The sequence below is a fragment of the Duganella sp. genome (assembly GCF_039595735.1).
GTDB lineage: Bacteria > Pseudomonadota > Gammaproteobacteria > Burkholderiales > Burkholderiaceae_D > Rugamonas.
On the sequence record NZ_JBCNLB010000025.1, the window covers coordinates 16,439 to 40,971 of the forward strand.

Below are 24,533 nucleotides of genomic sequence, written 5' to 3' on the forward strand. Positions count from 1 at the left end.
TCGCTACAAGGTTAGAGCAACTAGAACTCCCATTCACAGAGCATATATCAGCGGACAGGACGGCCCAAAATGAAAGTCTCCGAAATTCTTCAAGTTAAAGGTTCCATCCTCTACACCATCTCCCCGGATCAGCCGCTGGCGGAAGCCGCCAACACCATGGCTGAGAAAGACATCGGCTCGCTGGTGGTCATGGAATTTGGCGACCTGGTAGGCATGCTGACCTTCCGTGAGGTGCTGCGTGCACTGCACGAAAACCAGGGCAATGTCGGCGCCGGCACGGTGCGCAAGCACATGGAAGACCACCCGATCACGGTGACGCCGGATACCGACGTGAATGAAGTGCGCCGCATCATGCTGGAAAAGCACGCACGCTATCTGCCGGTGATGAACGCCAAGACCATACTCGGCGTGATCTCGTTCTACGACGTGGCGCGCGCGGTGCTGGAAGCGCAAAGCTTCGAAAACCGCATGCTGAAGGCCTATATCCGCGACTGGCCGGCCGAAGCCGAGCAAGCTGCCGACTGATCAGCCGACACCATGAGAAGAGGGCGCTGCCGCTTGCCGGCACCGCCCTTTTTTTGTGACGTTTTATTGCAACAAAAATAATTCTTGCTTTTTTAGAATTTTGTCGTTGTAAAATTGCGACGTTTTATTTTATGGCAAAGTTTGCGAGCGCAGAATTAAATTTTGCTTAAATAAGTATTTCCTGAATACATCATTGTTGTGCAATATTTCGTTCACGAATGTATTAGTTTGTAACGGCTTTGCCGCGATAATCCCGGCATCGAAGAGCAAACGCTGCCCCTTCGACCACTGAACTACCACGTTGTCATGTAATCCAGGGCCGTGATCCCGTCACGGCTGTTGTGCTTTGCCCCGGCCGTTGTTTCCAGTAGTCTTGCACGCATCGTATTGCTCTCGATTTTTTGACCACCTCGGGAGTATTAATGGTATTGCAAGAAAAAATCTGCGTGCGCTCGGTGCGTTTCGCACTGAGCCTGTTTGCCGGTTCGGCCATGTTTGCCGGTCACGCCTACGCTGACGAGCAGATCCAGAAAGTTGAGATCACCGGTTCGGCGATCAAACGCATCAACGTCGAAGGCGCGCTGCCAGTGCAGCGCCTGACCCAGGAGCAAATCGCCAAGACCGGCGCCACCTCGGTTGCCGACCTGATCCAGGCGCTGCCTTCGATGCAGGGTTTCACCATTGCCGCGACTGCCGCCGGCACCAACTCGGGCGGCCGCGTTTCCGCCTCCATCCACAACATCGGCGAAAGCTACACCCTGGTGCTGCTGAACGGCCGCCGCATCGCGCCGCAGGGCTCGGGCTCCGCCATCAACCTGAACGCCATCCCGATGAGCGCGGTTGAACGCGTCGAAATCCTGACCGACGGCGCTTCGGCCCTGTACGGCTCGGACGCCATTGCCGGTGTGATCAACTTCATCCTGAAGAAAAACCTGCAAGGCGGCTCGATTGAGGCGACTCTGTCCCAGCCTGGCAAGAGCCACGCCGGCGACAGCGGCAACTTCAGCGCCACCTACGGTTTTGGCGACCTGGAAGAGAACCGCTACAACGTCATGCTGTCGGTACGTCACGACGAGCAGCGTCAGCTGAAAGCGACCGACCGCGACTTCGCCAACACCTCGTTCCGTCCATTCAGCTGGAACGGCAACAACTACATGTGGGACCGTTCGAGCACCTCGTCGATTCCTGGCAACGTGACCGCGACCTACAAGGACGGCAAAACGCCGACGTCGACCTCGTCGATCGCCTTCAACCCTTACCTGAAGACCAACGGCAACTGCGGTCCGATGCAGCTGCCGTCGTACAACAACACCGCCACCGCGCAGAACTGCGGCTTCGATTCGACCGCCACCATCGAAATCGTGCCGGAAAGCCGTCGTGACAGCGTGTTCGGCAAAGCCACCTGGCGCGCCACCGACAGCATCGAAGTATTTGCCGAAGCTGCCTACTCGCGCCTGGACCTGACCGCGCGCATCGCGCCGAACGCCACCTCGATCGCCGTGGCCAAAGGCTCGAACCTGTACAACGGCTATGTGCGTCCTTACCTGACCGCCGACCAGGACGCCAACCTGACCGCCGCCAGCATCAGCTACCGTACCTACGACTGGGGCACCCGCAACAGCCAGACCATCACCGAGTCGAAAAACTTCGTGATCGGCGCGGAAGGCGAGATCGGCGCCTGGAACTTCGGCACCGGCCTGACCTGGTCGCAAAATGCGATTGACGAGCGCTATGTGGGCGGCTACATCAAGAACGCCGACTTCCGCAGCATGCTGGCCAACAACCAGTTCAACCCGTTCCTGCCGGCTGGTCAGCAGAGCGACGCCACCAAGGCGCTGATCGCCAACTCGGTGTTCAACGGTTCCATCCGTGAAGCGTCGACCACGCTGAAAGGCATTGATGCGCGCGCCTCGCGCGAGCTGTTCCAGCTGCCAGCCGGCGCGGTCCAGGTGGCACTCGGCGGCGACTACCGCAACTACCACTACGAGCAGTCGGCCAACGCCACCTCGTCGGATATCTACGGCTTCAGCACCCCGGCCGCGTACGACATGGAGCGCAACAACTACGGCGTGTTCGGCGAGCTGCAAGTGCCGGTCATCAAGTCGCTGGAAGTCAGCGCGGCCGCACGCTACGACACCATCGAAGCGGTGAAGAACCATCTGGCCAACCGCGACATGGGTCACAAGGAATCGGCCAGCACCTACAAGGTATCGGCCCGTTGGCAGCCGACCCAGTCGTTCCTGGTGCGCGGTTCCTACGGTACCGGCTTCAAGGCGCCGTCGATGCTGGACATCGGCCAGCCGCTGGTGGCCGCCGGCTTCACCTCGGCCTCGTATGACTGCCCGCCTAACCTGGCGGCGGAAAACCAGGCTTACTGCCGCGCCGGCAAGAGCCAGTACTACGTGGTGTCGGGCGGTAACGAAAACCTGAAGCCGGAGAAGTCCAAGCAGTACACCGTTGGTTTCCGCTTCGAGCCAAGCACCACCTGGTACGTGCAGGCCGACCTGTGGGATGTGAAGATCCGCGACGCCGTGTCGTCGGTATCGGAAGCACAGATCTTCAAGGATCCGGTGTTGTACCGTCAGCTGTTCACCACCTTCGTCAACCCGGGCAGTGGCCAGACCGAATGGGCCAAGCAGACTCTGTCGATCAACATCGGCCATACCCACAACCAGGGTATCGACTGGGAAACCGGCTACCGCCAGAAGTTCGGTTTCGGCACCTGGACCAACACCCTGAACGGCACCTATCTGATGAAATCGGATTACACCGAAGCCGGTACTGCGGACAAGTGGACCAACAGCATGAACTACTTCGGTATCGATGATAACGTCGCGTTCCGCAATGTGGTCCGCCTGACCAGCACGCTGGAAACCGGCGCGTTCTCGAACTCGCTGATCGTCAACTACCGTAACGGCTACACCGACGCCTCGGCCACCGCCTACAACCTGGCGACCAACAAGAACGAGACCCTGCGCATCCACGTGCCGTCGTACATGACGTTCGACTGGCAGGGTAAGTGGCAGGCGACCAAAGCCATCTCGCTGCGCGCCGGCGTGAAGAACCTGGCTGACCGCAATCCACCGCTGTCGCTGCGTTCGTCGTCGGGCCACCAGGTGGGCTACGACCCGCGCTACGCCGACCCGATGGGCCGCACCTTCTACATGACCGGCAACTACAGCTTCTAAGCTGATCGCGTCATGAAACAAAAAAAAACCGGCCTTGGCCGGGTTTTTTTTATGCCGCTAGCCTTATACGAACAGGTAATCTGCAGCGGTAGTGCTGGCGGTGCCGGTGAGGGTGGCCAACTGGGTCAGTTCGCCGGCGCTGACCGTCGCGTCAGCACCGTTCGACGTGAACAGGTAGACCATGGTGGTGGTGCCGCTGTGCAGCGCGAACAGGGCTTTGTCGCCGACCGCGTAGGCGCTGTTGGCCGAACCGATGGCCGCTGCCGCCGTGTTGAGGGTCAGGCTGGCCACGTTCTGCGTCAGGATCACCAGCTCGGCATTGGCGTCGAAGCCGCCCGGGCCGGCTTTCACCACCGCGTTGTCGATCACCAGGTCGCTGCCGATGCCGAACACCGATTGGCTGATGCCCAGCTTGTCGGTGCCGCTGGCGAAGTCGGTCACCGCATCGACGCCCAGCTTGGACGCCAGCACGAAGGTGTCCGCGCCGGTGCCGCCGGTGAGGGTGTCGGCGCCATCGCCGCCGATCAGCTGGTCATCGCCATCGCCGCCCAGCAGCTTGTCGTTGCCCGCGTTGCCGGTCAGCGTATCGTTGCCGGCCAGGCCGTTCAGCACGTCCGCGCCGCTGCCGCCGGTCAGGCGGTTGGCCAGCACGTTGCCGTTGCCGGTGAAGGCGGTGGCGCCGCTGAACACCAGCTCTTCCACCTCGGACGCCAGGCTGTAGCTGCTGATGCCCTTGACGGTCACCAGGTCGCGCCCGCCGCCGGCCAGCTCGGTGATGGTGTCGCCTGCGTTGTCGACCACGTAGCTGTCGCCGCCGCTGCCGCCGTCCATCTTGTCGGCGCCGGCGCCGCCGTCCAGCGTGTCCTTGCCGGCGCCGCCGATCAGGGTGTTGGCGGCGGCATTGCCCGTGAGGGCGTTGTCGAGGTCATTGCCGGTCAGGTTGACCGCCACCGAGGCGGCCGCCGTCACGCTGGCGTTCTCGATGTTGTCGCCCAGCGTGTAGGTGCCGGCCTTGGCGTAGGCCACGTTGACCTGGTCGGTGCCGGCGTCGGCGCCTTCCTGCACCACGTCGCCGCTCTGGTCGACGGTGTAGATATCGTCACCGAGGCCGCCGGCCATGGTGTCGATGCCGGCGCCGCCGTCGATGTTGTCGTTGCCATCGGTGCCGGTCAGGCTGTCGTTCAGGGGGCTGGCCGAGTTGACCACCACGTCCGACATCGACTTGCTGTCATCGGCAAAAATGAATTGCTCGACGTTGCGTACGGTGATGCTTTCGTGCGTGATGGTGTTGACCAGCACCAGGTCGGTGGTGTTCGGACGGCTGCGGCTGTAGTCGTTGAAATTGCCCAGCAAGGTCAGGGTGTCGATGCCGAGGCCGCCGTCGGCCACGTCCACGCCGGTGCCGGCGTAGAGCTGGTCGTCACCATTGCCGCCCAACAGCGAGTCGTTGCCGGCGCCGCCGCTCAGTATGTCGTCGCCGCCCAGGCCGCTCAGGGTGTCGTTGCCGCCGCCGCCGTTGATGCTGTTGCCCAGCTCATTGCCGGTGCCGCTGAAGGCCACGCTGCCCTTGAACAGCAGCTCTTCCACGTTGGCGGTCAGGGTGTACTTGGCCAGCGTGGTTACCACCCGGTCCACGCCTTGGTCGGCCAGTTCGGTGACCACGTCGCCGGCGTTGTCGACCAGGTAGAGGTCATTGTCGAGGCCGCCGCTGAGCTTGTCCGCGCCGGCGCCGCCGTCCAGGGTGTCGTTGCCGGCGCCGCCGGTCAGGGTGTTGGCGGCGGCATTGCCGATCAGCCAGTTGTCCAGCGCATTGCCGGTGACGTTGGCCGCAATGCCGGCCGCCGCCGTGATGGTGGCGCGCTCGACGTTGTCGCCCATGACAAAGGTCTCGGCCTTGGCGAAGGCCACCAGCACCACGTCGTCGCCGCTGTCGGCCGACTCGAACACCTTGTCGCCGGCCTGGTCGACCGTGTAGGTATCGTCGCCCAGGCCGCCAAACATCTGGTCGGCGCCGGCCAGGCCGTTGAGGTCGTCGTTGCCGTCGCCGCCGAACAGGCTGTCGTTGTTGATGCTTGGCGTGTTGTAGGCCAGGTCCGCCAGTTCCTTGAGGCCGTCGGCGAACACGAACTTCTCGACATTGCGCACGGTGATGCTTTCATGCGTGGTCTTGTTGGTCAGCACGATGTCGCCGGCGTTCGGGCGGCTGCGGCCGTAGTCGGCGAAGTTGCCCAGCAGCGTCAGGGTGTCGCTGCCGGTGCCGCCGTCGACGGTATCGATGCCGGTGCCGGCGTCGAGCTGGTCGGCGCCGTCGCCGCCCTGCAGCGAGTCGTTGCCTTCGCCGCCCTTGAGGACGTCGTCGCCGGCCAGGCCGCTCAGGGTATCGTTGCCGCTGCTGCCTTCGATGCTGTTGGCTAGCTCGTTGCCGGTGCCGGCAAAGGCCAGCGCGCCCTTGTACAGCAGGTTTTCAACGTTGGCGCCCAGCGTGTATTTGGCCAGCGTGGTGTCGACGCTGTCGCTGCCTTGGGCCGCCAGTTCGGTGATGGTGTCGCCGCTGTTGTCGATCTTGTAGAGGTCGTTGCCGGTGCCGCCGATCAGTTTGTCGGCGCCGGCGCCGCCGTCCAGCGTGTCGTTGCCGGCGCCACCGCTGAGGGTGTTGGCGGCGGCGTTGCCGGTCAGCTGGTTGTTGCTGTCGTTGCCGGTGAGGTTGACTGCCACGCTGGCGGCCGACGTCACCGTCGCGTTCTCGACGTAGGCGCCCAGCGTGTAGGTGCCGGCCTTGGTCAGCGCCACTTGCGCCTGGTCCTGGTCGCCGCCGTTGATGGTTTCGACGATGGTGTCGCCGACGTCATCGATCTGGTAGGTGTCGTTGCCGTCGCCGCCGGCCATGGTGTCGGCGCCGGCCGCGCCGCCGCTCATCAAGTCGTCGCCGCTGCCGCCGCGCATGTAGTCGTTGCCCACGCTCGGGACGTTGAGCTGCACGTCCTGGATCGCCATCAGCGTGCCGTTGAAGCTGACGAATTCGACGTTGCGCAGGGTGAGCACCTCGCCGCTGCTGGCGTGGGTCAGCACGGTGTCGGTGGCGTTCGGACGCTTCACGGTGTAGGCGCTGAAGTCGGCCAGCGCCACCGCGGTGTCGACGCCGGCGCCGCCGTCGAGCAGGTTGGCGCCGACGCCGCCTTCGAGGCGGTCGTCGCCGTCGCCGCCCAGCAGCGAGTCGTTGCCGACGGCGCCGGTCAGGGTGTCGTTGCCGGCCAGGCCGGACAGGGTGTCGGCGCCGAGGCCGCCGTCGATCCGATTGTCCAGCGCGTTGCCGGTGCCGTTCAGCACGCCGTTGCCCGGGCCGGACAGGTTTTCCACGTTGGCCGGCAGGGTGTAGGTCGACAGCGTGGTGCGCACGGTGTCGATGCCTTCGTTGACGCCTTCGGTAATGAGGTCGCCGGTGCTGTCGACGCGGTAGCTGTCGTTGCCGGTGCCGCCAATCAGCTTGTCCGCGCCGGCGCCGCCGTCGAGGGTGTCGTTGCCGGCGCCGCCGCTCAGCGTGTTGGCGGCGGCGTTGCCGGTGATAGTGTTGTCGAGCTCGTTACCGTTGACATTGACGGCCACGCCGGCAGCCGCCTTCACCTCAGCGTTCTCGACGTTGGCGCCCAGCGTGTAGGTGGCGGCGGCCTTGAACACCAGCTCGGCGCTGTCGTTGCCTTCGTCCGCCAGTTCCCTGATGGTGTCCTTGACGTTGTCGATCACGTAGCGGTCGTCGCCGCTGCCGCCGGTCATGCTGTCGGCACCGGCCAGGCCGTCGAGGCTGTCGTCGCCGTCGGTGCCGCCCAGGTAGTCGTCGCCGTCGCTGATCTTGTTCAGCAGCAGCTCGGCGATGGTGTGCGTGCTGTCCTTGAACACCACGGTTTCGATGCCCTTGAGGTTGACGCGCTCGTTGAGGATGGAGTTCTCCAGCGTGACCACGCCGTTGGCGCGCGAGATGGTGTAATGGTCGATGCTGTCGCTCAGCACCACCGTGTCGTCGCCGTCGCCGCCGTCGATCGCATCGGTGCCGCCGCCGCCGGTCAGGGTGTCGTTGCCGGCGCCGCCCAGCAGGGTGTCGTTGCCGATGCCGCCGCTGATGTGGTTGGCCAGCTCGTTGCCGCTGCCGGCAAAGGCGGCGCTGCCGGTGTAGCGCAGGTGTTCGACGTTGGCAGCCAGCGTGTATTTGGCGGCCGTGGTTTCCACCGTGTCGGTGCCTTCGTTGGCCAGTTCGGTGATGGTGTCGCCGGCGTTGTCGACCACGTACAGGTCGTCGCCTTTGCCGCCGGCCAGTTTGTCGGCTGCGGCACCGCCGTCGAGCGTGTCGTTGCCGGCGCCACCGCTGAGGCTGTTGGCGGCGCCGTTGCCGGTCAGGTAGTTGTTCAGGTCGTTGCCGGCCAGGCTGCCGGCGGCCGCGGCCGTCATCAGCGTTGCGTACTCGACGTTGGCGGCCAGGGTATAGGCCGCATTGGTGTAGCTGACCTGCACCAGGTCGTAGCCGCCATCCGCCGCCTCGACCACGCGGTCGGTGGCGCTGCGCAGCACGTAGACGTCGTCGCCGCCGAGGCCGGTGAGGATGTCGCCGCCGCCGTTGCCGTCCAGCGTGTCATTGCCGGCGCCGCCGCTGAGCATGTTGCCGCTGGCGTTGCCGACACCGTAGAAATCGCTGTCGCCGGTGTATTGCAATGCTTCCAGGTTGGCCGCCAGCGTGTAGGACGGACGGCTGGTTTGCACCGTGTCGACGCCGCCGTTGGCAGCCTCAACGAGGGTAGCGCTGGCGTTGTCGCCAAGGACGTAGACATCGTTGCCGGCGCCACCGACCAGGGTGTCGGCGCCGCCGCCGCTGATCAGGGTGTCGTCGCCGCCACCGGCCTCAAAGCGGTTGTCGCTGTAGTTGCCTTCCAGCACATCGTTGCCGTAGGTGCCGTAGCCGTCGCCCCAGGACAGAGACACGTAGCGCCCCACAAAGTTGCTGCTGGTGATGTCGGCGAGCTTGACGTTATCGAGGATCAAGATGGTGCGCGCGGTGGCGCCGCTGCCGCTGCCGTCGGTGTCGAACTGCACCACCACATTCGGGCCTTGCTGCACCAGTTTGACGTAGCCGGCCGCCATCGGGTCGAGCAGCAGCTTGTTGTAGCCAGCGTAGTGCAGCAGGATCTCGTTCAGGTCGAGCCGGTCGCTGCCGGCGCCGGTGGCGAAGTCCGTGACGTGCACATTGCTGCTGAACGCCGGGCCATCGAAGGCATAGGTGTCGATGCCGGCGCCGCCGGTGAGGGTGATTTTGGACGCGCCAAGGTCGTCGCCATGGATTTCCACGCGGTCGTTGCCGGCGCCGCCGTCAAAGCGCAGGTTGATGGTGGCGTAATAGCCCAGGATCGACAGCGCGTCGTTGCCGGCGCCGCCGGTCACGGTGTCGTTGCCGCTGCCCCGCACCGAGATGATGTCGTCGCCGTCGCCGCCATCAGCGCTGTCATTGCCGCCGTCGATTTGGATCTCGTCATTGCCGCCGCCGCCGGTCAGCACGTTGTTGCCGCCTGATCCGGTCAGGTGGTCTGCGCCGTTGCCGCCGATCAGGGTGTCGTTGCCAGCGTCGCCGCCCATGACGCTACCGTAGACGACGTCCTCGACGTCGCCCGCCACCAGCAGGTCGTCGCCGGCGCCGCCTTCCATGCTGTCGCTGCCGCCGTTGCCGTGCAGCGTATCGTTGAAATAGCCGCCGCCCAGATGGTCGCCGTCGGCCGTGCCATCGATCAGCACGCCCGGCACCGTATCGCCCTTCGGATTGGCGCCCACCATGTTTTGCGCCGTCAGGTCGGCCAGGTTGACGTTGCGCAGCACCGCCACCGTGGACAGGTAATTCTGGTTGCCGATCATGTTGAATTGCAGCAGGACGTCGGCGCCGCTTTGCAGCAGGCGCAGGTAGCCGAGGCTTTCGCTGAGCGGGTTGCCGCCGGTGTAGCCATAGGGCGCGGCGTAATTCATCAACTGGGTGATGTCGAGGATGTCGCCGCCGTCCCCGGCGCGGAAGTCGGTGATCTCGACGTAGCCGGTAGTGAGCGTGTTGGCATCGTCGTTCCGGATGACGTAGGTGTCGCGGCCAGCGCCGCCGCTCAGCACAGCACCCAAGCCCTCCTGGTAGACGTAGGTGTAGAAGCGGTCGTTTCCATCACCGCCCAGCGCGGTCGCGACGTGCCCGCTGCTGCTCTGGTAGATATCGAAGCGGTCGTTGCCGGCGCCGCCTTCCAGCGTGTCGTCGATGCTGTAGTAGCCACTGGCCAGGGTGTCGTCGCCGGCGCCGCCTTGCAGCAGATTGGTGCCAGTCTCGCCATCGAGGCTGTCGTTGCCGTCGCCGCCGAGCAGGGTATCGTTGCCGTGGCCGCCAAGCAGCTGGTCGCCCAGATTGTTTGCATCGACGCCCGCTTGCAGGCGGTCGTCGCCGCCATTGCCGTACAGCTGGTTGCCGCCGCCGGTGCCCGTCAGGGTGTCGTCGAACTGCGCGCCCTGCAGCTGGTGGACGGTGTCGCCGGTGCTCAAATTGAGACCGGCAATATGGGTGCCGTCCGGTTTGAGGCCGTTGACGAAGTTGTCGGCTGTAAGCGTGCCCTTGTCGATATTCTGCAAGGTCAGCACGGTGACATAGCCGTTGTTGCCATCTGTGGCCGGGCTGATCTGTACCAGGGTGTCCGCGCCCAGCTGCACCAGGCGCACGTAGGCGTTGCCGGCGCTGAAGGGGTTGCCGCCGGCGTAATTGGTGCGCTGCAGGATCTCGCTCAGGTCGATCAGGTCGCCGCCGGCGCCGGCCGCAAAATCGCTGACCACGAACTCGTCGTGAAGCCCGGGATTCCAGTGGTAGCTGTTGCCGCTGGACAGGAACACATCGCGCCCGGCGCCGCCGGTGGCAAGGACACGCGCACCTGCAGCGACGCGACCGACGATGAACAGGTCGTCGCCATCGCCGCCTTGCAGGGTGTCGTTGCCGGGCGCCAGGTCGCCATAGGCGATCAGGGTGTCATTGCCAGCGCCGCCCTGCAGCAGGTCATCGCCGGCGCCGCCGTATAACTTGTCGTTGGCGTCGCCGCCGATCAGGGTATCGTTGCCGTCACGGCCCTCCAGCTGGTCGCCCAGGCCGTTGGCGGCGCCGCTGCCGGCCACCAGCGTGTCGTCGCCGCCGTAGCCGATCAGGGTGTTGGCGCCGCCGGTGGCGGTCAGTTGGTCATCGAAGCTGGTGCCGGCCAGCAGCTTGCCGCCGCTGATGCTGGCCACCACGCCGATCACACTGGAGCCGTCTGGCTTCAGGCCGTTGACGAAGTTGTCGGCGGTCAGGGTGCTGGCCGTGAAGTTTTTCAGCGTCAGGATGGTGGTGTAGCTATAGTTGGCGCCGGCGGCGCCATCCATGTCCATCTGTAGCCTGGTGTCGGCGCCGTCCTGAACCACGCGCACGTAACCGTTGGCCGCGCTGAAGGGATTGCCGCCGGCGTAGGTGGTGGTGTTGCTCAGCAGCCCGGTCAGGTCGATCTTGTCGCCGCCGGCGCCGGCGGTGAAATCGGTCACGTTGAGGTTGGTCGGCAGGCTGCGGCTATAGTAGCCGGGGTAGGTGGGGCGGTAGGTATCCTGGCCGTCGCCGCCGGTGGCAGTGGCCTCCAGCGCGCGCACGCCGTATTCGAACACGTCGTTGCCGGCGCCGCCCAGCAGGGTGTCTTTTCCGCCGCCGCTGCCGCTGGAGGTGAAAAACACATCGCTGCCGTCGCCGCCATCGAGCAGGTTGTTGCCGGCCTCGCCGTTGAGGGTGTCATTGCCGGCGCCGCCATACAGGGTGTCGTCGCCGTAGCCGCCCATCAGCAGTTCGTTGCCGCTGCCGCCGGTCAGCAGGTCGTCGCCGCCGAAACCGTACATGCTGTTGCCGTAGCTGTTGCCGGTAATCGTGTCATTGAACGCTTCGCCGACCAGCACGGCGCCGGTCGTCTTGTCCGACGTCACGACCTTGCCTGTGACGGCACTGCCGTCCGGGCTCCAGCCGCCGGCAAAGTTGGCGCTGGTCAGGCTGCTGGCGGTGACGTTCTTCAGCACCAGGATGGTTTGCACGTAGGTGTCGTAGTAGCCGAGTCCCTGTACCTGGGTGTCGTCGCCCACCTGGACCAGCTTGAGCTGGCCGGTCGCAAAGGGATTGCCGCCGTGGTAGCGGTTGTAGTCGCTGACGGTCTCGTGGTAGAGCTCGCGCAAATCAATACGGTCGCCGCCGACCCCGACCGTGAAATCGGTCACGGTCAGGGCCTGGAAACTGGCACTGAAGCCGAATGCGTAAGTATCGACCCCGGCACCGCCAGTGACTTCCGGCAACGCGCCCATGGCCCATTGCGCGAAGCTGACGTTGATGGTGTCGTCGCCGGCGCCGGCGTCAATCTTGACCACGGTACTGCCAGGGAAGTTGTGCGGGTAGTTGTAGCTCAGGTTGAACGTGTCGTTGCCGTTGCCGCCAAGCATGGTATCGGCGCCGCTGTCGTCGTTGGCGCTGAAGACATCATTGCCGTCGCCGCCGTCGAGCAGGTCGGCGCCAGCCCCGCCATTGAGCGTGTCATTGCCGGCCAGCCCCTGCAAGGTATCGTTGCTGCCGCCGCCCACTACGCTGTCGTTGCCGGATGTTCCCTGATAGATACCCACGTTGTATTTCCCTTAAGCCAAATTGGTTTGGTCGGGAGGATATCATGCAACAAGCGTGATGATTCTATTAATTTGTCACGATTGCTTACATTTGTGAGGAAGAACTCTACATTTTTCTTCCGGGAAATAAAAAGCCGCGATGAAACGCGGCTTGCAGGGCGGAGCAGGGGCACGAATCAGGCCGCGCCTTCCAGTGCATCGTTGCTGAGCCAGCTATTGAGGGCGGTGGCTGTCATCGGACGGGCGAACAGGAAGCCCTGGGCCAGCGGGCAGCCCAAGGATTGCAGGATCTGCGCCTGACGCTCGTCTTCCACGCCCTCGGCAATCACCGCCAGGCCGAGGTTGCGGCCGAGCTGGATCACCATCTCGGCAATGCTGCTGCCGCGGGCCGAGCCGGTGATCTCGGTGACGAAGGCGCGATCGATCTTCAGCCGGTCGATCTGCAGCCGCTGCAGGTAGGACAGCGACGAGAAGCCGGTGCCAAAGTCGTCAATCGCGATGCTGACGCCGGTTTGCTTGATCTGGGCCAGCATCTTGATCAGCAGGTCCGGCTCTTCCATGGCCATCGACTCGGTGATTTCCAGCTCGATGTTCTGCGGCGGGGCGCCGGTGTCGTCCATGGCGCGCCTGAGCATGTCGAGGAAGTGCGGATGGCGGAACTGCACCTGCGAGACATTGATCGACATCATGAAGTCGTGGTGACCGGCCGCGCGCAGGTCGACCAGCTCGCGGCAGGCGGTGCGCATCACCCATTCGCCCAGCTCGATGATCAGACCGGAGTATTCGGCAATCGGGATGAAGCGGTCCGGCGAGATGAACTTGCCGTCCGGCGTCTGCCAGCGCAGCAGGGCTTCGGCACCCACCGGGCGGCGCGTGTTGAGGTCGATTTGCGGCTGGTACACCACGAACAACTGATTCTGCCCGAACGCGGTACGCAGCGCGTGCATCATGCGCACCCGTTCGCGGATTTCCACGCCCATCGAGCGCGAGAAGTAGAAGTGGCCGGCGCGCTGCTGCGATTTGGCGCGCTTCAGCGCGATGTCGGCGTCCTTCAACGCATCGGCGCCGCTGCCTTCATGCTCATTCAGGCGCACCAGGCCGAGGGTGGCGGACAGTTGCACGTCCTGGCCGTCAATGCTGAACGGGCGCTGGAACAGGGCCAGAATATTGCCCGGATTGACCTGCGCCGAATCGCCCAGCAAGCAGAAAATGTCGCCGCCAATGCGCGCCACGGTCAGTTGGCCGCCCAGTTCGGTCTGCAGGCGGCCGGCCACGGCCACCAGCAGCATGTCGCCAAACTGGTGGCCGAGGGCGTCGTTGGTTTCGGCAAAGTGGTCGAGGTCGACCAGCGACAGGGTGGCGTCGTCGCGCGCCGGGCCGGCGAGGGCGGCATCCAGGATTTCCACCAGCCGCGTGCGGTTGGGCAGCTTGGACAGCTGGTCGTAAAAGGCCGCATTGTGCAGATGGGTCACCAGCTCTACATTGTCCAGCCCGACCGCGACGTTGCTGCAGAATACTTCCAGCAGGCGCTGGTCGATTTCGGTGGTGGCACGGGTCAGTTCCAGGAAGGCGACAAAGTCACGGCTGGCCTTGCCGGCAAAGTACAGCACCACGTAATCCGGGCCGTAGACGTTGCGCCGCTGCGCCAGCGCCGCTTCCAGGGCGTCGTGGATGCGCTGGTCTTCGCGCACGGTCAGGGTGATGTTGTCGAGGTGGCGGTAGCTGCCGGCGGTGGCCATCACCATCAGCTCGTGGCAGCCGGTGTCCGGGCATTCCTGCACGCACAGCACGCCGTTGGCTTCCTGGCCCAGCAGCTGGCCGATCTGCGCCAGCACGCCGGCGGCGAAATTCTGCACGCCGTGCAGGGTCATCAACTGGGTGCTGGCGTGGACAATCTGGTTCAGGCCGCGCCGGCTGTCGTTGATCTTGCGGATTTGCTCGTAGGAGCGGATCGCCGCCGTCACCGTGGTAAACAGCTTGATGCGGGTCAGCTCGGACTTGGTCTTGTAATCGTTGATGTCGAAATCGCGGATGGCGTCGATTTCCGGCGCGTAGCCGGGCTGGCCGGTGCGCAGGATGATGCGCACGTCGTGCAGCTTCAGCGTTTCGCGGATGTAGCGCACCAGATGCAGGCCGGCGTCATCCTGCTCCATCACCACATCCAGCAGGATGACGGCGATCTCGCTTTCGTGCTTGAGCAACTCGCGCGCTTCCCCAGCCGAATACGCGTGCACGAATTCAAGCGGGCGATGTTGCATGTCCAGGTTGCCGAGCGCAAAGGTGGTGGTCGAGTGGACATCTTCGTCGTCATCGATGATCATGACCCGCCACACATTGCGGGCGCCCGTCGATGCAGGCGCAGCCGGATGCTCTTCTAAGAATACCAAATCGTCTTGATCATCCTTGGACTGCTCAAGGGGTGTGACCGGTGGGGGCATGTGTAGCTTCTCCAGAGTACTCGGTGTTCTTGCGTTCCAGTATATAGCGGATTGTCAAAAAGAATGCAGTTTTCCACGGCTTTACGCTGAAGCTTGTGTGCCGATGTGCAAGTTACACCATACTTGTATCAAAATAATGATATTTTACCAAGCGAAACTTGCTGTGTGGAAATTATTTTTCGATCAGGACGGCAGGGGCGCTGGCTGGTAGAATAAGGAACTTTCCACTTTTTCCCGAAGATTCTTTTCCTATGTCCGGCAATACTTTTGGCAAATTGTTTTCCGTAACTACCTTTGGTGAGTCGCATGGTCCCGCGATTGGTTGTGTGATCGATGGCTGCCCACCCGGACTACCGTTGTCGGAAGCGGACATCCAGCCGGAACTGGACCGGCGCAAACCGGGCACGTCGCGTCACGTGACCCAGCGCCAGGAGTCGGATACGGTGGAAATCCTGTCGGGCGTGTACCAGGGCGTGACCACCGGCACCCCGATCGCGCTGCTGATCCGCAACGAGGACCAGCGCAGCAAGGACTATGGCAACATCGCTGAAACCTTCCGTCCCGGTCATGCAGACTACACCTACTGGCACAAATATGGCGTCCGCGACCCGCGCGGCGGCGGCCGCTCGTCGGCCCGTCTGACGGCGCCGGTGGTGGGGGCGGCGGCCATCGCCAAGAAGTGGCTGCACCAGCAGTACGGCACGGTGTTCAAGGGCTGCATGAGCCAGCTGGGCGACATCGTGGTGCCGTTCCAGGACTGGCGGCACGTGCCGGACAATCCCTTCTTTGCCGCCACCGGCGACGCCGCCGTCATCGCCAGCATGGAGGCGTATATGGACGAGCTGCGCAAGGCTGGCGACTCCATCGGCGCCCGCATCGACGTGGTGGCGCAGAATATCCCGGTCGGCCTCGGCCAGCCGATCTACGACAAGCTGGACGCCGACATCGCTTACGCCATGATGGGCATTAACGCCGTCAAGGGCGTGGAGATTGGCGCCGGCTTCAAGGCAGTCGCGCAGAAGGGCACCGAGCACGGCGACCCGCTGACCCCGCAAGGCTTCGTCGGCAACAACGCCGGCGGCGTGCTGGGCGGCCTGTCGACCGGCCAGGACATCACGGTGTCGATCGCCATCAAGCCGACCTCCTCGATCCGCACGCCGCGGCCGTCGATCGACAAGGATGGCAACCCGGTGATGGTGGAAACCTTCGGCCGCCACGATCCGTGTGTGGGCATCCGCGCCACGCCGATCGCGGAAGCCATGCTGGCCCTGGTGCTGATCGATCACGCGCTGATGCACCGCGCGCAGTGCGGCGACGTCAAGGTGTCCACACCCAACATCGAGTTGTAAGCGGTGCCCGCGCAAGCGTTCAGCTTCGCCTTATTCCTCTTCTGCTACTACGCACACGCCGGCACCTGGAGCACCTACGCCACGCTGTTCTTTGCCGATAAGGGCATGACGGTGGCGCAGATCGGCGTGCTGATGTCGATGATCCAGGTGCTGCGCATTGTCGGCCCGAATGTCTGGGGCTACGTCGCGGATCATTACGACCGCCGCGTGCTGGTGCTGCGCCTGGCCGGTTTTGCCGCGCTGGTGGGATTTTCAGGCTTCTTCTTCGGCAGCACCTTTGGCCACTTCATGCTGGCCATGGTGATCCTCAACCTGTTCACCAGCGGTCAGGCGCCGATCTGCGAAGCGCTGATGCTGTCCGAGATGAAGGGCGATCTGACTTACTATGGCCGCATCCGCATGTGGGGCTCGATCGGCTTCATTGTCTCGGTGACGCTGGCCTCGGTCGCGCTGGAGCATTACGGCATTGTCACGCTGCCGTGGGTGGCGGCCGGCTTGCTGGTGGCGACCATTCTGGCCGCCTTCCGCCTGCGCGATGTACCGCGCCGCACGCACAAGCATGCGCCGCCGCCCTTGCTGTCGCTGCTGCGCCGGCGCGAGGTGATCGCCTTCTTTGCCTCGACCGCGCTGATGGTATCGGCGCATACCTCGCTGTATACCTTCTACTCGCTGTACCTGGAGCGCAGTGGCTACAGCAAGACCGTGATCGGCGCCATGTGGTCGCTGGGCGTGCTGGCCGAGGTGGCGCTGTTCTACTTCCAGGCGCCGCTGTTCAGGCGCTGGGGCGCGATGCGCATGATGTATCTGGCGCTGGGCGTGGCGATGGTGCGCTTCCTGATGATCGGCTTTGGCTCGCACATCCTGTGGCTGCTGGTGGCGGCGCAAGTGATGCATGCGGCCACCTTTGCGCTGCATCACTCGTCGTCCGTGATGTCGCTGCAGCGCTGGTTCTCCGGGCCGTTGCAGGCGCGCGGGCAGGCGCTGTATATGAGCATCTCGTACGGCATCGGCGGCTCGCTGGGCGGCCTGTTCTTGGCGCAGTGGTGGGAGCGGGCAGGCGCGGAGTCGGTGTACTACGTGGCTTCGGTGCTGGTGCTGCTGTCCGCGCTGGCCGCCATGCTGTCGTTCCGCTGGCAGCAGCGCGACGGCCATTAACGTGTGACGGCTTCCGGCGCGATGCCGTGACGGCGTTCCACCGCGCGCACCACCATCGCGCGCATATCGTTCAGCAGCGAGAACTCGGTGGCGCTGAGCGAAATCGGCGGGAAGGAGTCGTCCCAGTCGCCATACAGGAAGCCGGCCGGCTGACCGTTGGCTGACAGCGGCAGGATCACGAAGCTGCGCGCTTCGGAGAGCGAGGTCTTCCACCACAACGGCAGCTTGGCGGCGAATTTGGCGTCGTGCGCGTTTTCGATGAAGATCACGCGGTCGCTGTTCAGGGCTGCGTGGAACACATTCGGCTCGTAGGCGTCGTCAAAGGTCATCCCCGGCAGCAGCTCGCGCGTGCCTTCGCCAAAGCTGATCTTGGCCGAGTAGGTGTTTTCCTTGCGGTTGCGGACGAAGGCCACGGCGCGCGAGAAATCCAGGCCTTTGTACACCGTCTCCAGCGCGATCTGCACCATTTGGCCGGGGCTGGCGGTGTCCAGCATGTCGCGCATGTCGGCCAGGCCGCTGAGCAGGATCTTGTTGCCTGCCGCGCGCTGGCGCGTCTTGGCCAGCGCCTTGGCGCGCCGTTCGGCGGGGCGCGACAGCGGGGCGATGGTGAGGTCATTGGCCGCCACCACCTTGGCTTGTTCGATGGCGTGCATCAGATTATCCGGCGCCACGCCCAGCATGCCGGCGTAGCTTGCGGCCAGCTGCCTGACGTTTTCAGCGCCGACCGCGTCGTCGTGCCACAGCGATTCGGCGCAGTTGGCGGCCATGGTCGAGAGGCCGGCGATCCAGTCGGATGGCGACACTTCGGCGCCCGGTTCGGCCGGCGCCACCGTGCGCATGCCGTTCAGCAGCGACGACGGCAAGCCCCAGTGCAGGGCGGCGGCGTGGCCGATTTCCTGCAGGCTGAGGCCCAGCAGTTCCGGCGCCGCTTCTTCCACCGTGCAGGCCTTCTGGTCGGCCAGGCGCTGCAGCTCGTGCCAGCGCTCCGGCATGTAGAAGGTCAGCATCATGCGGCCCAGCGTGTGCAGCATGGAGCACACCACGGCTTCCTCGCCATGACGGCTTTCGGCGGTGTAGGCGATCTGCTGCGCCACAATCCCGGCCAGCACCGCCTTTTCCATTTCGATGTGGGCGATGGTGGTGTCGGTGGAGCTGGCGGCCAGTTCCTCGATCAGTTTCAGGCCCAGCGCCAGGTGGCCGATCGCTTCGGTGCCCAGGACCAGCACGGCTTTCGACACCGTGTTCACGTGCTGGCCGAAGGCCGAGTACATGCCGCTGTTGGCCAGCCGCAGGACTTTCTGCGTCAGCACCGGATCGGACAGCACGGTGCGGGTCATGTTGAATTCCTGCTCATCTTCACCGCGCATGGCGCCAAGGATGGCGGTAATCGCCTTGGCGAAGCCCGGCATGTCGCCGCGCCGGCGCGTGCAGTCACCGAGTTCGCTCAGGGTCTTGTTGCCGAGCGCGGTGGCGGCCTTGTAGCTGGCGATCATTGCGCCACCTGTCGCAAGTCGGCCGGCACCACCTTGGCGTGGATGCTTTCCTTCAGTGCGGCCAGCGCCACGTTGGCGGCCATCGGCTTGCCGGTCAGGTAGCCCTGGATGTACTGGCAGCCGCGTTCTTCCAGATACTGCAGCTGCTCTTCGGTTTCCACGCCTTCCGCCACCACCGACAGGTCGAGGTGTTTGGCCAGGTCCAGCACGGCGTTGCAGATGGCGCCATCCTTCTGCGAGCCGGGCAGGTCGCGGATGAAGGTGCGGTCGATCTTCAAGACCGAAATCGGGAAGCGCTTGAGGTAGGCCAGCGAGGAGTAACCGGTGCCGAAATCGTCAATCGCGATACGAGCGTTGCGCTCGGCCATTTTGGACAGGATGGACTCGGCATGCACCGGGTCGATCATCAGTGTGCCTTCTGTGATTTCTAAAACCAATTGCTCACCAAGCAGGCCGGAGAAGGCAATCGCATCGTCCAGCACATCCAAGAATTTATCATTGCGGAATTGTCGCGGGCTGATATTAACAGAGATGTACAAGCTGCGCTTGGCCACTTCTTCAAATTGTTTCAGCTGCACGCAGGCCGCTTTGAGCGCCCATGCACCGAGCAGGTTGATCAGGCCGTTGGTCTCGGCAATCGGTATGAAGCGCGCCGGCGGCACCATGCCCAGCGTCGGATGCTTCCAGCGCATCAGCGTCTCAAAGCCCTGGATCTCGCGCGTTTGCGCGTCGACGATCGGCTGGTAGTACAGCTGGAACTCGCCTTCGCGCACGGCCTGGAACATGGCCGCTTCCAGCGAGATGTCATGCTGCGGCGGGCCGGCCAGCGCCGGGCTGTAGACCAGCGCACGCGCCTTGCCGGTTTCCTTGGCGCGCGACATGGCGGCATCGGCCAGCGCCAGCAGGCGGATCTCGTCCTCGGCGTGCTGCGGATAGACCGACACGCCCACCGAGGCGCCGATGTAAATCGTGTGGCTGTCAATTTCAAACGGCGACTGCAGGGTGGCGATCAGGCGGCCGGTGACCAGTTTGATCTGCGCTTCGGTCGAGGTGCCGGGCAGGATGGCGACAAACTCGTCGCCGCCGACGCGGGCCAGGGTGTCGCTGTCGCGCAGGGTCTTGCGCAGGCGCTGGGCGGCCATGCGCAGCAGCGCGTCGCCGACCGGGTGGCCCAGGCCATCGTTGACTTTCTTGAAGCCGTCCAGGCCGATGTTGGCCACCGAAAAACCCTGGCCGGAGCGGCGCGCATTGGCGATCACCATGCGCATGCGGTCGGACAGCAGCAGGCGGTTGGGCAGTTCGGTCAGCGCGTCGTGCGTGGCCATGTGGCGCAGGCGTTCTTCGGTGGCGTGCTGCACAGTCATATCGCGTCCGACCACCAGCAGCTCCAGCTCGCCCTGGGCATTGTCGAAGGCCGAGATGCGCAGCTCGTGCCAGATTTCGATATCCGGTGTTTTGAGGCGCACTTCCAGCAGCTTGGGATTGCGTGATGCGGTTACTTCGGCGAAGGCGGCCGCCAGTGGCGCCTGGTCGCCTTCGCTGACCAGCTTGGCCAGGGCACTGCCGGCCAGCGGCGTGCTGGCGGCAATGCGCGCAATGGCGCGGCGGCTGGCGAACAGCAGCTGACCGAGTTGGTTGAGCCGGAATACAACATCGCCAGCCTCTTCCATGAGGTTATCCAATTCATGACGCGGCTGGGATGAAACGCTGGTTGGCATCGCGAAAAGCTATTCTTTCAAATTATGAATGTAACAATTGGCTGAGCGAATCTTGCAAAACCATAACGGAATGTATCACTGATGAGAGGCGAATAGCATGAAAAAAGACAACTTTACAGCGACTTTTTGAGAAATCTCTTGAGATCGCTAAAAAAACGTCTGCTCAGAGTGAAAAACTGCCTTTCCGTGGTGCCTGATTGATGGCGGTTTGACAAAAATAGCGGCTCTCGATGACGAGCGCCTGATCGACATCCACCTGCAGTCCTTCGACCATCGCACACAGCACCGCTTGCGCCGCCGGCGTCCCGTGCGCGGCGCGCAACCGGGCGGGCGCGACTTGCAGCAGGGCGCGGATCTCGGCACTGTCGAGCGCGCCGCCGGGCAGCTGATAGTCGCGCGCTTGCCAGCGCTGAGTAAGTGTTGGTTTGTTCAGGACAGCGTGATTCAGTTCTGCTTCATCCGCCACCACGGCGTCCAGCAGACCGGCCTGCAGCGCTTGTGCGGCGCTGAGCGTGGCGCCGTCCAGCAGCAGCGGCATTGCCGCCTGCAGGCCGGCCAGCCGCACGCTGCGGACGATTGCGCCGCCCGATGGCGCCAGGCCGTGCAGCACTTGCGGCAGGCTGATGCGCGCGTGGTGCAGGGCGATGCGGCGGTGGCAGGCCAGCGCCAGGCCGAAGGCGTGTCCGCAGAGGTCGCCGCTGAGCGTTGCGGTCACCGGCAGGCCCAGGTGTTCCAGCCGGCGCAGCAGGGCATGATAAGCCGCCAGCATGTGCATGCAGTCGGGGGCTTGCACCGGCGTGAGCGCCATCAGGTGTTCCAGTTCGTGGTTGCGGTCCGCTGTATCGGCATCGAAGCCGATGAGGACGGCGGTCAGTTGCGGCCGTTGCGTTTCCAGCTTGTCCAGCAAGGCTGCCAGTTCGCGCTGGAACAGGCGGCTCAGCGGATTGATGCGGCGCGCGGCCAGCAGCACGCTGACGCTGCGGCCGTTCTGGTGGGCCGTGATCATGCTGACAGCCGCTCGATGATGGTGGCGATGCCCATGCCGCCGCCGACGCACATGGTTACCATGCCGCGCCGCAGGCGGCGCGCTTCCAGTTCGTCCAGCAGGGTGCCGAGCAGCATGCAGCCGGTGGCGCCGAGCGGGTGGCCGAGCGCGATGCTGCCGCCGTTGACGTTGACCTTGTCTTCCGGCACGTCCAGCTCGCGCATAAAGCGCAGCACCACGGAGGCAAAGGCTTCGTTCACTTCAAACAGGTCGATGTCGTTGATGGACAGCCCGGCTTTTTGCAGCGCCTTGCGCGCCGCCGGCGCCGGGCCGGTCAGCATGATGGTCGGTTCGCTGCCGGTGACCGCGGCGGCAACGATGCGGGCGCGCGGCGCCAGGCCGACGCGCGCGCCGGCCGCCTTGCTGCCGACCAGCGCCAATGCCGCGCCATCCACGATGCCGGAGGAGTTGCCAGCCGTGTGCAGGTGCTCAATGCGTTGCAGTTGCGGATATTTGCGCAGGGCGATGTGGTCGAAGCCGCTCTCCCCGAGGGCGGCAAAGGCCGGCTTCAGGCTGCCCAGCGCTGCCATCGTGGTGGCGGGCTTGATGAATTCGTCTTCGGCCAGGATCAGTACACCGTTCTGGTCGCGCACCGGCACGATGGCGGTGAAACGGCCGGCGGCACGCGCTGCCGCGGCTTTCTGCTGCGAACGCAGGGCAAAGGTATCCAGTTGTTCGCGGTCATAACCATCCAGCGTGGCGATCAGGTCGGCGCCGATGCCTTGCGGGACGTAGTCGGTTTTGAAACTGGTTTCAGGATCTTGGGTCCAGGCGCCGCCGTCGGCGCCCATCGGCACGCGCGACATCGACTCGATGCCGCCGGCCACCACCAGGTCTTCCCAGCCCGAACGCACTTTCTGCGCCGCCAGGTTGACCGCCTCCAGCCCGGAGGCGCAAAAGCGGTTGAGCTGGACGCCGGCCACCTTCCAGTCCCAGCCGGCCGACAGGGCGGCGATCTTGGCGATATCCGCGCCTTGCTCACCGATCGGGGTGACGCAGCCGAGCAGCACGTCATCGATCAGCGCCGTGTCGAGCTGATGGCGTTGCTGCAGCTCGCCCATCAGCCCGGTGAGCAGGGAAATCGGCTTGACGCTGTGCAGGCTGCCATCCTTCTTGCCCTTGCCGCGCGGGGTGCGGATGGCCTCGTAAATATAGGCGTCGCTCATACTGTCTCCTGGTTGTTATGCGCTTATCATAGGATATTGTTCAATAAAACCTACAACGGCAGTTTGAACGGAGACAATATGCAAGCTTTCGATACCCACGAGGTGCGCAATACTGTTGCGCCGTTTGCGAATATCAATCTGTTTGCGGCCGATCCAGCCTTGCAGGAAGCCGTGCAGCGCGAGGGCGCCGGCGAGGCCGCCGCCTCATTGCATGCGCTGGGCGCCGAGCTGGGGAGGGCGGAAACGCTGGATCTGGCGCGGCTGGCCAATCTGTACACCCCCAGGCTGCACAACTACGACCGTGAAGGCCATCGCATTGACGAGGTGGAGTTTCACCCGGCCTGGCACAGTCTGATGGCGCTGCTGATCGGCCATGGCACGCATTCCTCGCCGTGGCAGGGCGGGGCGGGCGCCCAGGCGGCGCGGGCGGCGCGCTACCTGATGTTTGGCCAGGTCGAAAATGGTTCGCAATGCCCGGTCACCATGACCTACGCTTCAGTGCCCGCGCTGCGGCAGGCGCCGCGCATCGCCGCCAGGTGGCTGCCGAAGATTTTGTCCAACGATTATGACCCGCGCTCGCTGCCTGTGGAGCAGAAGACAAGCGCAATCATCGGCATGGGCATGACCGAGAAGCAGGGCGGTTCGGACGTGCGCGCCAACACCACGCGCGCCGAACCGGTAACCCCATCGGCAGCGCGCGCCCTGTTTGGCGAGGACGGCGAGGAGGTGTTCCGGATCGTCGGCCACAAGTGGTTCTTTTCAGCGCCGCAAAGCGATGCGCATCTGATTCTGGCGCAGACCGACGAGGCCGGCAGCGCCGGTCTGTCGTGCTTTTTCCTGCCGCGTTACCTGCCCAATGGCGAGCGCAACGCGATCCGCGTGCAGCGGCTCAAGGACAAGGTCGGCAACCGCTCAAATGCGTCATCGGAAGTGGAATTCACCGGCGCCTACGGCTGGCTGATCGGCAAGCAGGGCCGCGGCATTCCCACCATTCTGGAGATGGGCGGCCATACCCGGCTCGATTGCGTGCTGGGCAGTGCCGGCGCCATGCGCGCCGCCCTCACGCATGCGCTGCATCACGCGCGCCGCCGTGTGGCCTTCGGCCGGCCGCTGGCCGAGCATGCGCTGATGCAAAACGTGCTGGCCGACCTGGCGCTGGAATCGGAGGCCGCCACCGTGCTGGCCATGCGCCTGGCGCGCTGCTTCGATGAGGTGCACGATCCGGCGCAAGCCATGCTGGCGCGGGTGCTGACGCCGGCCGCCAAATACTGGGTGTGCAAGCGCGGGCCGGGCTTTGGCGCCGAGGCGATGGAAGTCATCGGCGGCAGCGGCTATGTGGAAGAGAGTCCGCTGGCACGGCTGTATCGCGAATTGCCGGTCAACTCGATCTGGGAAGGTTCGGGCAATGTGATGTGTCTGGACCTGCTGCGCGCCTTCGCCAAGTCGCCGGAAGCGCGCGAGGCGCTGGCGGCCGAGCTGGCCTTGGCTGGCAACGTCGATACCTTCTTCGTCGCCTACAAGACCACCTTGCTGGCGGATCTGGCGCAAGGCCAGATCGATGAGTTCAGCGCGCGCGTGCTGGCCGAGCGGGTGGTGCTGGCCCTGCAGGCGGCATTGTTGCTGCGCCATGCGCCGGCGTTTGTGTCGTCGGCTTTCATGGCCTCGCGCCTCAAGCGTGAACCCGGCGGCGCCTACGGACGGCTGCCGCCCGGCATCGATTGCGCGGCCATATTGGCCAGGGCACTGGTGGAACAGGCCTAGTATAATGCGGTAAAACACCCCC

General features: G+C 64.4%; 11 protein-coding genes. 5 read left to right on the forward strand and 6 right to left on the reverse strand.

Annotated features, from left to right (window positions below):
• Positions 1-69 precede the first annotated feature (69 nt).
• The gene (locus ABDW57_RS26085) at positions 70-525 is read left to right on the forward strand and encodes a CBS domain-containing protein (RefSeq protein ID WP_176649598.1); all 456 of its coding nucleotides are present in this window, start codon (positions 70-72) and stop codon (positions 523-525) included.
• Between the two features lie 422 nt (positions 526-947).
• Positions 948-3,713, forward strand: a complete 2,766-nt coding sequence (locus tag ABDW57_RS26090; RefSeq protein ID WP_343733062.1) for a TonB-dependent receptor — start codon at positions 948-950, stop codon at positions 3,711-3,713.
• Positions 3,714-3,776: 63 nt separating this feature from the next.
• Here the strand turns inward: ABDW57_RS26090 and ABDW57_RS26095 are convergent, their stop codons facing one another.
• Positions 3,777-12,386, reverse strand: a complete 8,610-nt coding sequence (locus ABDW57_RS26095) for a type I secretion C-terminal target domain-containing protein (protein WP_343733063.1) — start codon at positions 12,384-12,386, stop codon at positions 3,777-3,779.
• A gap of 176 nt (positions 12,387-12,562) precedes the next feature.
• Complete coding sequence (locus ABDW57_RS26100; protein ID WP_343733064.1) at positions 12,563-14,824, reverse strand: EAL domain-containing protein; 2,262 nt, start codon at positions 14,822-14,824, stop codon at positions 12,563-12,565.
• A gap of 251 nt (positions 14,825-15,075) precedes the next feature.
• Between ABDW57_RS26100 and aroC the strand changes: the two genes are divergently transcribed.
• Both aroC and ABDW57_RS26110 read left to right on the forward strand, forming a co-directional pair.
• Positions 15,076-16,173, forward strand: a complete 1,098-nt coding sequence (gene aroC, locus ABDW57_RS26105; RefSeq protein ID WP_343733065.1) for a chorismate synthase — start codon at positions 15,076-15,078, stop codon at positions 16,171-16,173.
• 3 nt (positions 16,174-16,176) lie between these two features.
• Entirely contained in the window at positions 16,177-17,328 is a 1,152-nt protein-coding gene (locus ABDW57_RS26110) for an MFS transporter (RefSeq protein WP_343733066.1), read from the forward strand.
• On the opposite strand, the gene ABDW57_RS26115 is transcribed toward ABDW57_RS26110, so the two are convergent.
• The 4 genes from ABDW57_RS26115 to ABDW57_RS26130 form a co-directional block, all read right to left on the reverse strand.
• The gene (locus ABDW57_RS26115; protein ID WP_343733067.1) at positions 17,325-18,821 is read right to left on the reverse strand and encodes an HDOD domain-containing protein; all 1,497 of its coding nucleotides are present in this window, start codon (positions 18,819-18,821) and stop codon (positions 17,325-17,327) included. The genes ABDW57_RS26110 and ABDW57_RS26115 overlap by 4 nt on opposite strands.
• The gene (locus ABDW57_RS26120) at positions 18,818-20,491 is read right to left on the reverse strand and encodes an EAL domain-containing protein (protein ID WP_343733068.1); all 1,674 of its coding nucleotides are present in this window, start codon (positions 20,489-20,491) and stop codon (positions 18,818-18,820) included. The genes ABDW57_RS26115 and ABDW57_RS26120 overlap by 4 nt, the downstream gene beginning before the upstream one ends.
• Positions 20,492-20,702: 211 nt before the next feature.
• Positions 20,703-21,545 carry an enoyl-CoA hydratase/isomerase family protein gene (locus ABDW57_RS26125; RefSeq protein ID WP_343733069.1) on the reverse strand — a complete coding sequence of 281 codons (843 nt, stop codon included), beginning with the start codon at positions 21,543-21,545 and terminating at the stop codon, positions 20,703-20,705.
• Entirely contained in the window at positions 21,542-22,750 is a 1,209-nt protein-coding gene (locus tag ABDW57_RS26130) for an acetyl-CoA C-acetyltransferase (RefSeq protein WP_343733070.1), read from the reverse strand. The genes ABDW57_RS26125 and ABDW57_RS26130 overlap by 4 nt, the downstream gene beginning before the upstream one ends.
• Positions 22,751-22,828: 78 nt before the next feature.
• Between ABDW57_RS26130 and ABDW57_RS26135 the strand changes: the two genes are divergently transcribed.
• Complete coding sequence (locus ABDW57_RS26135; RefSeq protein WP_343733071.1) at positions 22,829-24,511, forward strand: isovaleryl-CoA dehydrogenase; 1,683 nt, start codon at positions 22,829-22,831, stop codon at positions 24,509-24,511.
• The last annotated feature ends 22 nt before the right edge of the window (positions 24,512-24,533 follow it).

Bases quoted from the DNA above. Each gene is read 5' to 3' on its own strand.
- ABDW57_RS26085 (WP_176649598.1), top strand. From the start codon at position 70: ATGAAAGTCTCCGAAATTCTTCAAGTTAAAGGTTCCATCCTCTACACC.
- ABDW57_RS26090 (WP_343733062.1), top strand. From the start codon at position 948: ATGGTATTGCAAGAAAAAATCTGCGTGCGCTCGGTGCGTTTCGCACTG.
- ABDW57_RS26100 (WP_343733064.1), bottom strand. From the start codon at position 14,824: ATGCCCCCACCGGTCACACCCCTTGAGCAGTCCAAGGATGATCAAGAC.
- aroC (WP_343733065.1), top strand. From the start codon at position 15,076: ATGTCCGGCAATACTTTTGGCAAATTGTTTTCCGTAACTACCTTTGGT.
- ABDW57_RS26115 (WP_343733067.1), bottom strand. From the start codon at position 18,821: ATGATCGCCAGCTACAAGGCCGCCACCGCGCTCGGCAACAAGACCCTG.
- ABDW57_RS26120 (WP_343733068.1), bottom strand. From the start codon at position 20,491: ATGGAAGAGGCTGGCGATGTTGTATTCCGGCTCAACCAACTCGGTCAG.
- ABDW57_RS26125 (WP_343733069.1), bottom strand. From the start codon at position 21,545: ATGATCACGGCCCACCAGAACGGCCGCAGCGTCAGCGTGCTGCTGGCC.
- ABDW57_RS26130 (WP_343733070.1), bottom strand. From the start codon at position 22,750: ATGAGCGACGCCTATATTTACGAGGCCATCCGCACCCCGCGCGGCAAG.
- ABDW57_RS26135 (WP_343733071.1), top strand. From the start codon at position 22,829: ATGCAAGCTTTCGATACCCACGAGGTGCGCAATACTGTTGCGCCGTTT.